At 69.7% G+C, this 12,064-nt stretch carries 10 protein-coding genes; 6 read left to right on the forward strand and 4 right to left on the reverse strand.

Features of this window, described 5'->3' with window-relative positions; genetic code table 11:
- Positions 1 to 37 precede the first annotated feature (37 nt).
- Entirely contained in the window at positions 38 to 1,660 is a 1,623-nt protein-coding gene (locus ACNFOC_RS08945) for an N-acyl-D-amino-acid deacylase family protein (RefSeq protein WP_416958471.1), read from the reverse strand.
- A 59-nt stretch (positions 1,661 to 1,719) separates the two neighbouring features.
- On the reverse strand, positions 1,720 to 3,003 hold the full coding sequence (locus ACNFOC_RS08950) for an amino acid deaminase (protein ID WP_416958473.1): 1,284 nt from the start codon (positions 3,001 to 3,003) through the stop codon (positions 1,720 to 1,722).
- A gap of 138 nt (positions 3,004 to 3,141) precedes the next feature.
- On the opposite strand from ACNFOC_RS08950, the gene ACNFOC_RS08955 reads away from it, so the two are divergent.
- The 5 genes from ACNFOC_RS08955 to ACNFOC_RS08975 all read left to right on the forward strand — a co-directional run bounded on the left by ACNFOC_RS08955 (position 3,142) and on the right by ACNFOC_RS08975 (position 7,773).
- Positions 3,142 to 4,188: a sugar kinase gene (locus tag ACNFOC_RS08955; RefSeq protein ID WP_416958475.1), complete on the forward strand. Its 1,047-nt coding sequence runs from the start codon at positions 3,142 to 3,144 to the stop codon at positions 4,186 to 4,188.
- On the forward strand, positions 4,185 to 4,955 hold the full coding sequence (locus tag ACNFOC_RS08960) for an IclR family transcriptional regulator (protein ID WP_416958476.1): 771 nt from the start codon (positions 4,185 to 4,187) through the stop codon (positions 4,953 to 4,955). Before ACNFOC_RS08955 ends, ACNFOC_RS08960 begins: the two co-directional genes overlap by 4 nt.
- A 10-nt stretch (positions 4,956 to 4,965) precedes the next feature.
- Positions 4,966 to 5,376 (forward strand): RidA family protein, encoded by a 411-nt coding sequence (locus tag ACNFOC_RS08965; RefSeq protein WP_416958477.1) that lies wholly within the window; start codon positions 4,966 to 4,968, stop codon positions 5,374 to 5,376.
- Positions 5,377 to 5,545: 169 nt separating this feature from the next.
- On the forward strand, positions 5,546 to 7,021 hold the full coding sequence (locus ACNFOC_RS08970) for a GntP family permease (protein WP_416958479.1): 1,476 nt from the start codon (positions 5,546 to 5,548) through the stop codon (positions 7,019 to 7,021).
- Positions 7,022 to 7,110: 89 nt separating this feature from the next.
- Entirely contained in the window at positions 7,111 to 7,773 is a 663-nt protein-coding gene (locus ACNFOC_RS08975; protein ID WP_416958481.1) for a hypothetical protein, read from the forward strand.
- Here the strand turns inward: ACNFOC_RS08975 and ACNFOC_RS08980 are convergent, their stop codons facing one another.
- Positions 7,774 to 9,147, reverse strand: coding sequence for a M14 family metallopeptidase (locus ACNFOC_RS08980; RefSeq protein WP_416958483.1), 1,374 nt, complete (start codon positions 9,145 to 9,147; stop codon positions 7,774 to 7,776).
- A gap of 212 nt (positions 9,148 to 9,359) precedes the next feature.
- Here ACNFOC_RS08980 and ACNFOC_RS08985 point away from each other — a divergent pair, with 212 nt between their 5' ends.
- On the forward strand, positions 9,360 to 10,721 hold the full coding sequence (locus ACNFOC_RS08985; RefSeq protein ID WP_416958484.1) for an Nramp family divalent metal transporter: 1,362 nt from the start codon (positions 9,360 to 9,362) through the stop codon (positions 10,719 to 10,721).
- A 24-nt stretch (positions 10,722 to 10,745) separates the two neighbouring features.
- Here the strand turns inward: ACNFOC_RS08985 and ACNFOC_RS08990 are convergent, their stop codons facing one another.
- Positions 10,746 to 11,999 (reverse strand): hypothetical protein, encoded by a 1,254-nt coding sequence (locus ACNFOC_RS08990; RefSeq protein WP_416958488.1) that lies wholly within the window; start codon positions 11,997 to 11,999, stop codon positions 10,746 to 10,748.
- Positions 12,000 to 12,064 lie beyond the last annotated feature (65 nt).

A 12,064-nucleotide genomic window follows, 5' to 3' on the forward strand; every position in this document is an offset into this window, starting at 1 on the left:
GTCTTCCCCAAGGTGTCCAAGGCGCTCAAGGTGTAGTTCAGGAGCGGGAGTTGGCGTTCCGTCGCACGGGACTGCGACGGACCGACCGCCCCGCCAGTACGTCCGTCCGCCGACCGTCCTCGATCACGAAACGGCCGTCGATCAGGACATGGGGGATGCCGGTCGGGAGCGTTCGCGGCTCCTCGAACGTCGAACCCGCCGCCACCGTCGCGGCGTTGAACAACACCAGGTCCGCGCGGTACCCCTCCTTGACCAGGCCCCGGTCGGGCAGGCGCAGACGCGCTGCCGGGCGGGAGGTGAGGTGGGCCACGCACTCCTCCAGGGAGAGCACGCCCAACTCCCTTGTATACCGGCCCAGATACTGCGGGAACGTGCCGTACGCCCGTGGATGCGGCTTGGCGCCCTGGAGGATGCCGTCGGAGCCGCCCGTGTGGACGCGGTGCCGCATGATCTGCCGGACGTTCTCCTCGTGGCCCACGTGCTGGAGGATCGACGGGGCGAGCCGGTCGGCCAGGAGGAGATGGCGGGCCGTGGCCCAGCTGTCGAGGCGACGGCCGACGTGGTCCGCCAGTGCGGGGTCCGTGACCCCCGAGATCTCGATCGTGTCCCACTCCATCGGCACCCCGTGGCAGCCGTCCGAGCCGAGCACCTCCAGGTGGTGGCGGATACGGTCGGCGATCCCGTCGTCCGCCAGGCGCCGCAGGATCTCCTCCGGACCGCCCTCGCTCGCCCAACTCGGCAGCATCGCCACGAGCGTTGTACAGCCGGGGGTGTAGGGGTAGGTGTCGAGGCTGATGTCCGCGCCGGAAGCCAAGGCCTCGTCCAGGAGCGTCAGCAGCTCCGGTGCCCGGCCCTCGTTCACGCCGAAGTTCATGGTGGCGTGGGCCAGATGGAGGGGGCAGCCGGCCTCCCTCGTCAGCTCCACCATCTCCTCGTACGCCTCCAGCGCGCCCGCGCCGTACGAGCGGTGGTGGGGGCAGTAGTAGCCGTCGTACGACGCCACCACCCGGCAGAGTTCGGTGAGTTCGGCGTCCTTGGCGTACATGCCGGGGGTGTACGTGAGCCCGGACGACATGCCGACCGCGCCCTGTTCCATGCCCTCGGCTACCAACTGCCGCATCCGGTCCAGCTCTTGGGGTGTCGCCTCCCGGTCCTCCCAGCCGACGGCGAGCATCCGGACCGTGCCCTGCGGGATCAGGTAGGCCGCGTTGACCGCGATGCCGCGCCCACCGAACGCGGAGTCCAGCCGGTCCAGGTACTCGCCCACCGACCGCCAGTCGAAGTCGATGTCGTCGCCGTACCCGTTCCACCCGGTGATCGCCCGGCGCACCTCGGCGAGCGTGCGGTCGTCGACGGGGGCGTACGACAGCCCGTCCTGGCCGAGGACTTCGAGGGTCACCCCCTGCGCGGCCTTGGCGCTGTGGTCCGGGTCGCGCAGCAACGCCAGGTCGCTGTGGGCGTGCATGTCGATGAAGCCGGGGGAGAGGGTCAGGCCCTCCGCGTCCAACTCCCGCCGCGCCTTGGGGCGTTGACAGCCCGCCGCCGCGGCCTCCTGCACGATCGAGACGATCCGTCCGCCGTCGATCACCACATCGGCGCGGTACGACGGCCCACCACCGCCGTCGACGACGTCCGCGTCCCGGATCACCAGCTCTTCCATGCCCATGCCTCCAGCGGGGTCCGATACGGCCTCTGTGCGGCCTCTACAAGAACGTGCCTCTAGAAGAACGTGCGGATGTAGTCGACGACCGTCCCGTCCGCCTCCGCCACCGGGATCAACTGCCACTTGTCGAAGGACGTGCAGGGGTGGGACAGCCCCATCCCGATCCAGTCACCCACTTCGAGGTCCGCCTCCGGGGCCGTCCGCAGCCAGGCGTGCTGGTCGGACACCCCGGTGACCTCGATACCGGTCGCCGGGCGCTCGGCGCCGTCCCGGCGGACCACCTGGGCGAGGGGGAGGTCGAGGTCGTAGGCCGCGTCCCGCTTGCCCGCGTTGGCGAAGGCCTGCTCGGGGGAGGGGCGGGAGACGATCTGCGCCCAGAGCCGGAACGCGGGCTCCAGGGCGCCCTCTTCGGGGACACGGGTGAAGGGGGTGATCTCGCGGTAGTGGCCGTCGTCGTGCGAGACGTAGGCGCCCGAGCGCAGCAACTTCAGGGCGGGCAGCGAGAGTTCGGGCAGTTCGGCGAAGACGTCGGCCACCGCGTCGAACCACGCGCTGCCACCCGCGCTGACCACGATCTCGTCGAGCCCGAAGCCGGTGAACCGCCCCGCCTTGTCGAACTCCACGGCGAGCGCGGTGAGTCGGCGCAGCCACGCGTGCACCCGCTCCGGATCCGCCCGCGGCACTTCCCCCTCGTACCCGGCGACCCCCACCAGCCGCAGCGTCCCTACGGCGGCCACCGCGTCCGCGACCGCCGCGCACTCCTCCTCCGTGCGCACGCCGGTGCGGGCGCCCTCGCCGGCGGCCAGTTCGACGACGACGTCCAGCGGGCGGGCGGCGCCGCGCAGGGCCGCGTCCATCAACTCGACGCCGCGCACGGAGTCGACGTAGCAGATGAAGCGGAAGGCGGGGTCGGTGTCCAGCTCGGACGAGATCCACTTCAGGGCGGACGGGTCGACCAGTTCGTTCGCGAGGAAGATGCGGTCGATGCCGAACTGCCTTGCCACGCGCACCTGGTGGGGGACCGCGAGGGTGATGCCCCAGGCGCCGTGGGTGAGTTGGCGGTGGAAGAGCTGGGGGGCCATGGAGGTCTTGCCGTGCGGGGCGAAGGCGAGGCCGTGGCGGGTCGCGTAGGTCTCCATGAGGCGGAGGTTGTGGTCCAGGCGCTCGGCGGAGAGGGCGAGGACGGGGGTGGTGAAGCCGCCGGTGAAGAGGTTGCGGCGCTGGGCCGACAACTCGGTGACCGTGAGGCCGTCCGCGTTCGGGGGGAGGCCCTTGAAACGGTGGTCGACGCGTTCCTCGGCGAGCCGGGCGAGCGCTTCGGTACCGGTGTCGCGGACCATGGGGCCTCCCTGAGCTGGAGTGTTGCAATCCCTGCAACATTCATTGCGTATATCGCTTACCGCTGTCTAACATCTCGCCCAACACCGGGTCAACGGAGCCGCCGCCACCCGGCGCACCGACGAGGAGCCATCACCATCGTGACCGCCGACGGACAGTCCACCGCCGCCCGTGACGTCGTGGACGTCGTAGCGCTGGGCGAGTCCATGGTCACGTTCCTACCCAGTCGGCCGGGCCGCCTCGCCGACGTGCCGTCCTTCGATCGCGCCATCGGCGGCGCCGAGTCCAATGTCGCGTGCGTGCTGGCCGCCGCCGGGCACACCGTGCGGTGGGTGAGCCGGGTCGGGGCGGACGGGTTCGGCGATCATCTCGTCGAGACCATCGGCGGGTACGGCGTGGACGTTTCCGCCGTACGACGTGATCCCGCGCGGCCGACCGGTATCTACTTCCGTACCGCCGGGGACCGGGCGACCGACGCGCACGAGGTTGCCTACTACCGGGCCGGGTCCGCCGCCTCCGCGATGGCCGTCGACACCGTGGACCTGGCCGCCGTACGGGCCGGGCGGGTGCTGCATCTGTCCGGGATCACCCCGATGCTGTCCGACGACTGCCTCGGCCTGGTCCGTGAGCTGACCGCGATCCGCGCGCACCGCCCGCTGATCTCCTTCGACGTCAACCACCGCCCCGCGCTGGGGCGTTCGGCCGACGGGCCGGGCGTGCTGCTGGAGCTGGCGCGCGGCGCTGACCTCGTGTTCGTCGGCGAGGACGAGGCCGCCGAGGTCTGGGGGCTCGTCGGGGCCGATGCCGTACGGGCCGCGTTCCCCGACCCCGAGACGCTCGTCGTCAAGCAGGGCGGGCGCGGGGCCACCGTCTTCCACCGGGGCGACGTCACCTTCGTGCCCGCGCCGCACGTCGACGTCGTGGCCGCGGTCGGCGCCGGGGACGCCTTCGCCGCCGGGTTCCTCTCCGCGACCCTGCGGGGACTTCCCGTACGGGACCGGCTGCGGCACGGGCATCTCACGGCCGCCGCCGCCCTCACCGTGCCCGGCGACCTCGCCGCCCCGCCGGTCCGTGACCACGCCGACCGGCTGGTCGCCCTGGACGAGCGGGCGTGGGGGAGACTTCGACTCGGCCCCGGCTGGACCGACGCCGCCGACTGGGCCGACGAGGAGGTATGTACGCCATGAGTCAGACCGTCGACCGCGCGCTCAGCATCCTGCCGCTGCTCGCCGAGGGCCCCGCCGACCTCGGCCAGGTCGCCGAGCGTCTCGACGTCCACAAGTCGACGGCCCTGCGCCTCCTGCGCACCCTGCACGAACACGGCCTGGTCTACCGCCAGTCCGACCAGCGCTACCGCCTCGGCGCCCGCCTCATCGCCCTCGCCCAGGAGGCGATGGAGAACCTCGACATCCGCGAGATCGCCCACCCCCATCTCGTACGGCTGAACGAGCAGTGCGGTCATACCGTCCATCTCGCGGTGTACGAGGAGAACGAGGTCCTCTACATCGACAAGGTGGAGAGCCGCTACCCGGTGCGGATGTACTCGCGGATCGGCAAGCCCGTCGCGATCACGGTCGCGGGCGTGGCCAAGCTGCTCCTCTCCGACCTCCCGGAGATCGAGCGCCGGGCCCTCGCCGACAAGCTCGAATACCCCATGTACACCGCCCGCTCCACCCCCAACGCCCCAGCTTTCCTGCGGGAGTTGGAGAAGGTGCGGGAACAGGGCTGGGCCACCGACCTCGGCGGCCACGAAGAGTCCATCAACTGCGTCGCCGCGCCGATCCGGGGCGCCGACGGACGCGTGGTCGCCGCGATGTCGGTCTCCGCGCCCAACGTCGTCGTCACCGCCGACGAACTCCTCACCCTGCTTCCACTGGTCCGCCGCACGGCGGACGCCATCAGTGGTGAGTACTCGGGCAGGACCCCAGTGACCCCCACAAACGACCCCGCATGAAGGACCTCGTATGACGGACAAGATCGCGCTCACGCCCAAGACCCACACCACCCCGCCCGCCAGGTTCTCGCACGGCGTCCGCAAGGGGAACCTCCTCCAGGTCGCCGGCCAGGTCGGCTTCCTCCCCGCCGAGGAGGGCAAGCCGCCGACGCCCGCCGGCCCGACCCTGCGCGAACAGACCCTCCAGACCCTCGCCAACGTCAAGGCGATCCTGGAGGAGGGCGGCGCGAGCTGGGAGGACGCGATGATGATCCGCGTCTATCTGACGGACGTGGACCACTTCGCCGAGATGAACGCGATCTACAACGAGTACTTCGAGGAGCAGGAGTTGACGGCTCCTCCCGCCGCGCGCACGACGGTCTACGTCGGCCTGCCCGCCGGGCTGCTCATCGAGATCGACGCACTGGCCGTCCTGAGCTAGTACCGGGCTAGTACCGGGCTGGTACTGCCCCAACTTCCGCACACCGTACGACGGTTCGGCACCTCACGGGGTGCCGCGCCGCGATCCCCCCTGCCCGGCTGTGCCCTCTGGGGGAAATCCCCCAGACCCCCGGACCCATGCTCTTACGACGACAACGAGGACCCCCACCATGTCCCTACCGCTCGCCGCAACCGCCCCCGCCACACCACCCCACACCGGAGGCCTGCTTCTCCTACTCGACGGCACAGCAGGCCTGTTGACGGTCGCCGCCCTCGGGATCGCGCTCCTCCTCTTCCTGATCATCAAGGTCAGACTCCAGCCCTTCGTGGCCCTCCTCGCCGTCTCCATAACCGTCGGCCTGCTCTCCGGCCTCTCGGTCACCGAACTCTTCGGCACGGTCCAGCGCTCGGACGCCGTCTCCACCATCGAGTCCGGCATGGGCGGCATCCTCGGCCATGTTGCGATCATCATCGGCCTGGGCACGATGCTCGGCGCGATCCTCGAAGTCAGCGGCGGCGCCGAGGTGTTGGCGTCCCGGCTGCTCAATCTCTTCGGCGAGAAGCGAGCCCCGCTCGCCATGGGCCTCACCGGCCTGATCTTCGGCATCCCGGTCTTCTTCGACGTCGGCATCTTCGTCCTCGCGCCGATCGTGTACGCCGCCGCCAAGCGGGGCGGCAAGTCCATCCTGCTCTACTGCCTGCCGCTGCTCGCGGGCCTGTCGATGACCCACGCGTTCCTGCCGCCGCACCCCGGCCCGGTGGCCGCGGCCGGCCTGCTCCACGTCCAGCTCGGCTGGGTCATCCTCATGGGCATCGTCTGCGGCATCCCCGCCGTGCTCGCCGCCTGGGCCTACGCCGCCTGGATCGGCAAGCGGATCTTCGTCGCCGTACCGCAGGACATGGTCGAGGCGGCGGCCGAGGCGAAGCAGGCGGTCGTCGACGAACAGCGTGCCTCCGGCGTCGTACCGCAGGAGAAGCCGGTGTCGCTGGGCACGGTCCTCGCGATCATCGGCACGCCCCTCGTCCTGATCCTCGCGGCCACCTTCTCGTCGATCGCCTTCGACCCGTCGACCGGCCGCTCGGTGGTCGAGTTCTTCGGCAGCCCCTTCGTCGCCCTGACGATCGCGCTCCTCCTCGCGTACTACCTCCTGGGTCTACGCCGGGGCTGGTCCCGCAAGTCCCTGGAGACCGTCTCCACCGCGTCACTCAAGCCGGTCGGCAACATCATCCTGGTCGTCGGCGCGGGCGGGGTCTTCGGCGCCGTCCTGAAGGCGAGCGGGGTCGCCCAGGCCCTCTCGGACACCTTCCACGACGTAGGCCTGCCGGTGCTGGTCCTGTCGTACCTGATCTCGCTGGTACTACGGGTCGCACAGGGTTCGGCGACGGTCGCGATCGTGACGACGGCGGGCATCGTGGCCCCGCTGCTGGCGGAGGGCGACCACTCGCAGGCCTTCGTCGCGCTGGTGATCATGGCCATCTCGGCGGGCTCGATCTTCGCCTCGCACGTCAACGACGGCGGCTTCTGGATGGTGGCGAAGTACTTCGGGATCAGTGAGCGGGACACGCTGAAGACGTGGACCGTGCTGGAGTCGGTGCTGTCCGTGGCGGGGTTCGCGGTGGCGGCGGTGCTCAGCCTGTTCGTGTAGTCCTATTTCGTGCATCCCTATGTAGGCGTCTGATAACGAAGTAGGGGCTGGCTGTGCCCGACACAGGATCGTCGACCATACTGCCCGCTGTGGAGCAGCGCATAGGTTCGAGCAGCCAGCCCCTGGAGGGCGCCGGATTCGACCCGGCCTTCGTCCCCGGGCTCACCGCACCCGCCGTGTCCTCCGACAAGCCGGAGAACGCGAAGCCGCAGGATGCGGAGCCCGAGGACGCGAAGGCCGAGGCGGCGGAGCCGGAGGAGTCGTCGGCCGAGAAGACCGAGGCCGAGAAGGCCGACGTCGAGAAGGCCGTTGCCGAGGACGAGGAGGACGACGCCGACGCGGATGAGGCCGGCGAGGGTTCGTCCGAGGAGTCGGAGGAGCCGTCGTCCGAGGGCGGTCCCGTCTTCGAGGCGTCCGACCGTCGTGCGGAGATCGTCGCGGACGCGAAGGGCGTACGACTGCGCCTGGACGACCAGAACTGCGAGTTCCGCTGGGACGAGATCGGCGCGATAGAGACCGAGACCCCGCGCTTCGGCAAGCGGTTCACCATCACGGTGCACACTCCTGACCGCCGTTGGTACCCGATCGAGATCGAGGCGGCGGCCAGGAGCAGGTTCGCCGAGTGGGAGACGCAGCTCGACGCGGTTCTCGACGCGTACTTCGAGGACGGCGACGAGGACGATGACGACGAGTCCGCCGAAGTGGACGAAGCGGCGCTCGCCGCGGCGGAGGCAGAGGTCCGCGAGGACTAGCTAGCCGCAGTACTGGGCCTGTTTGCCGATGGACCGGTACATGCAGTCGGCGTTCTCCAGCAGTTGGAACACCGCGTCCCGGTTCCGTGAGGTCTCCCGCTCGATCACCTCGTCGGGCGGGTAGAACCCTCCCGCGGAACTGGACGTCGGGTACATCTCGAAGGTGTAGTCGAAGATCTTCTGACTGCCCCAGAGGTAGTCGTCGATCGAACCGTCCGTGATGTACAGGTCGCTGGACTGCTCGGCCGTGTAGCCGTTGCTCGCGCCCATCTTCTGCCCGACCGCCTTGAACGCGGCCGCGTCGTCCGCGGTCATCCCGGTCGCCGTGTCGGAGTACGTGTACCCGAACGGCCACAGCACCAGCTCGCTGTACGTGTGGAAGTCGATCCCCGCGGTGATCTGCTGCTTCCCGCCGACGACCCGGCTGCGCACGAAGTCCGAGACGACCTTCACCTCGGGCGCCGACTCGGCGGACGTGCCCCGGTAGGTCTCGGACGAGGTCGAGGTCGAAGAGCCGCCGCAGCAGCCCCACTTGTAGTTCCAGTTCCGGTTGAGGTCCGTACCGACGTAGCTGGAACCGGAGTTGGGCTGCCGGTTCTTGCGCCAGGACCGGTAGGCGCCGGTCGCGATGTCGTACTCGCCGCCGTCCGGGTTGAGATCGGGCACGATCCAGATCTCGCGGTTGTTGATGATGTTCGCGACGCGGGAGTCGGTGCCGTAGCCCGCCCCCAGCTCGCGCAGCAGATACAGCGCCATCTCGACGGTCAGGTGCTCGCGGGCGTGCTGGTGGAACGTGAAGATGACCTCGGGTTCGCTCTCGTCGGTCGCCACGTTGTCGCTGACCTTGATGGCGACGATGTCCCGGCCCTGGTACGACTTGCCGATCACCCGCTTGCTCATGATGGCCGGGTAGGCGGCGAGCCGCTGGTCGATCTCCGTGTTCGTCTCGGCGTAGTTGTGGTACTTCGAGTCGGCCGAGGGGAAGTCGAGGAGCCGTGCGCCGTCGGCGGCCGAGGAGCGGTCCGGAGCGGAGCCCAACAGCGAGACGGCGTAGCCCTGTTGGCGCAGCTGCTTGATCTGGGCGGCGCGGCCGGAGACGACCACGGTCTCCTCGTCGGCCTCGTCCACGGTGACGCCGGACCGCGCGATGGCGGTGCGAGTGACGGGCGTGTTGTGGTCGACGTGGATCTCGTACTGGCGGATGTCGTCCACGGCCGGGGCGGCCTGCGCCGCGCTGTCGGCGGTGGCCTTGGACGCGGTGGCCGCCGTGACGGGGGCGGCGAGGGCGAGGGCCATCAGGGCGGCGAGCGCGGCGGTGCGTCTGCCGCTGCGGGTGCCGCTTCGGGCGCCTGAGCCGCGTATCCGGAGTCGCATGAAATCTCCTTGCTGGAGTTGGGGGGTGTTTCAGTGCGACGTGCGTGAGGTACGGCGTGCGGGTGGGTGTTCCCGCGCGGTGTTCCCGCGCGGTGTTCCTGTGTGGCGCCTATGTTGAAGTGTTGGCATGGTCAGGTCAAGGGTGAATAAAACGCACCCGCCGAAAACAGGCCCTCTTGCGCACTCGCGCCGCTTTGCGTTTCCTTTGCCATATGGCCGACACCACGGGAAACACCACGGAAGCAGCGGCGACAGGCGCCCCCAACCCCGCTCCCCGCACGTCCAGTTGGCGTCACATCGGCCCCGGCATCGTGGTCGCCGCGACCGGCGTCGGCGCCGGTGACCTGGTCGCCACGCTCATCGCGGGCAGCAACTTCGGCTACACGCTCCTGTGGGCCGCCGTCATCGGCTGCCTGGTGAAGATCTCCCTCGCCGAGGCGGCCGGCCGCTGGCATCTCGCCACCGGCCGCACCCTCTTCGACGGCTGGGCGAGCCTCGGCCGCTGGACGACGTACTTCTTCGCCGTGTACTCCGTCGTCTGGGGCTTCGTCTACGGCGCGGCGGCGATGTCGTCGAGCGCACTGCCGCTACAGGCCCTGTTCCCCGACGTGATGGACCTCAAGTGGTGGGGAATCGCCTGCGGGTTGGTGGGGCTGGTCTTCGTCTGGTTCAACAAGTACGCCGTCTTCGAGAAGGTCATGACGGTGCTGGTCGGCGTCATGTTCGTGGTGACGGTGTACCTGGCGATCAGGGTCACCCCGAACCTGCCGGACGCGTTCGCGGGCCTGCTGCCCGTCCTGCCCGACGAGAAGGACTCGATCCTCAACACACTGGGCCTGATCGGCGGTGTCGGCGGCACCATCACCCTTGCCGCGTACGGCTATTGGGTCAACGCCAAGGGCTGGACCGGCACCGGCTGGATGAAGATGATGCGCCTCGACAACCGTGTCGCCTACGCCACGACCGGCATCTTCGTCATCGCGATGCTCTTCGTCGGCGCGGAGATGCTCCACTCCGCGAACGTCTCCATCGCGAGCGGCGACAAGGGCCTGATCCAGCTCGGCGACATCCTGGCGGCCGAATACGGCACCGCCACCGCGAAGTTCTTCCTCATCGGCTTCTTCGCCACCTCCTTCACCTCCCTGATCGGCGTCTGGCACGGAGTGAGCCTGATGTTCGCGGACTTCGTGGCCCGGCAGCGGCGCCGCACCACCCGCGCCTCCGGCGAGGAAGTCGCCGCCGGCGAGGAGATCGCCTCTGGCGAGGAGATCGCCTCCGGCGCACGCGAGAGGTCGTGGCCCTTCCGCGCCTATCTGCTGTGGCTGACCTTCCCGCCCATGGTGCTCCTCTTCCAGGGCCAGCCCTTCCGCCTGGTCATCCTCTACGGCGTGCTGGGCGCCGCCTTCCTGCCCTTCCTCGCGCTGACCCTGATGTGGCTGCTCAACTCCTCCCGTACGCCCGGGGAATGGCGCAACGGGCTGCTGAGCAACGCGATGCTGGTGATCGCGGGCGTGCTGTTCCTGGTGCTGTGCGTGAAGCAGGTCTGGGACCAGCCGTGGGCGGACTTCTTCTGACCCGTGAGAACAACTCCCGGCGGATCAGAGCCACTTGGGGCTGAGCGCGATCTCCTGGAGCTGTTTCATGGTCAGCGCCGGGGCCTTGCGGGTCGCGGCGGTTTCCTGGCCACCGGAGTTGAAGGCGCTGATCACCACCCGCCGCCCGTCGGTCCTGATGGTGTCGACGGTCCACATCACGACACCGGAACCGCCCTTCTCGCCCGGCCCCTGATGCGTGGCGACCTTCGTGCCGTCGGACAGCACCTCGGCGTCGGCGCCGAACAGATCGCCCTCGACATCCGACATGTCCGCCTGGACGTTGACCTGTACGAGGGTCTTGCCCTTGCCGTCGTCGACGACGAGATAGCCGAACCCGGAGTCGTCGGTGTCGCCCGCCTCGGACACGGTGAGGCCCTTCGGCAGCAGGGTCCGCAGGGTGGAGGTGACGGACAGGGTGGCGCCTGTCTCGCTGGGACTCGGCTGTGTGACCGGCGAGTTGGGGTCCACCGGCATCGCGTCGATCGCGTCCCGCCAGGCCGTGGCGGCGGCCAGCTTCCTCAACTGGGCCGGAGACAGCGGCGGTTGACTCCTGCTGATCGGCGCGTCCTTCTCGGCGGCGGCGTTCCACTCGCTGATGCTGACGTGCTGCCCCTGCGGGGTGACCAGTTCGGCGTTCCACAACTTGGTGTCCACCCGGCGGTCCGGATACTCGTACCCCTGAAGGACCATGACCACCGACCCGTCCGCCAGCCGGCTAGTGCCGCACGCGTCGTAGTTCGTGAACGCCTTCCCCGGGCACCGGGTCGTCTGCCGCGCCTGATCACTCCCCGGCTGCACCCGGCCCAGGCCGACCTCGACGGCCGACGCGCCGTTGCCGTCGTCGTAGACGAGATGGACGTACGGCGACAGTCCGTCGTCCGTGCCGCGGGCCTCCACCTTCGTGAACTGGCCCTCCGGGAGCAGCTTTTCGAGCGTACGGATCAGGGCGTCGCCGGAGACGGGGGTGGGGGCGGACGTGGCCGTGGACTTCGCGGTGGTGGCGTGCGCGGCCTGTGCCTTGCCGGGGTTTCCGCTCGGCAGCAGCAGTGCGCCGCCCACGCCGACGAGGGCGATACCGGCCGCGCCGCCCATGACGGCGGCGTTCCGGCGTCGCAGCAGGCGCCGTCGTCCCTTGAGGGCACCGGCGGTGACGAGTGCGGCGCGGTCGGTCTCGAACGCGTTGCCCGCGTCGTGCAGGCCGGCGGTGAGCCGTTCCTCGAACGGGTCGAGGAGGTCGCTGTGTTGGGCGTCGGGCATGGCGGACCACCGTTTCGCGTAAGGGAGTTGGCAGCAGGGGAAGGGGAAGGGGAAGGGGTGAAAGG

The organism is Streptomyces colwelliae, assembly GCF_048158785.1.
Classification (GTDB): Bacteria; Actinomycetota; Actinomycetes; order Streptomycetales; family Streptomycetaceae; genus Streptomyces.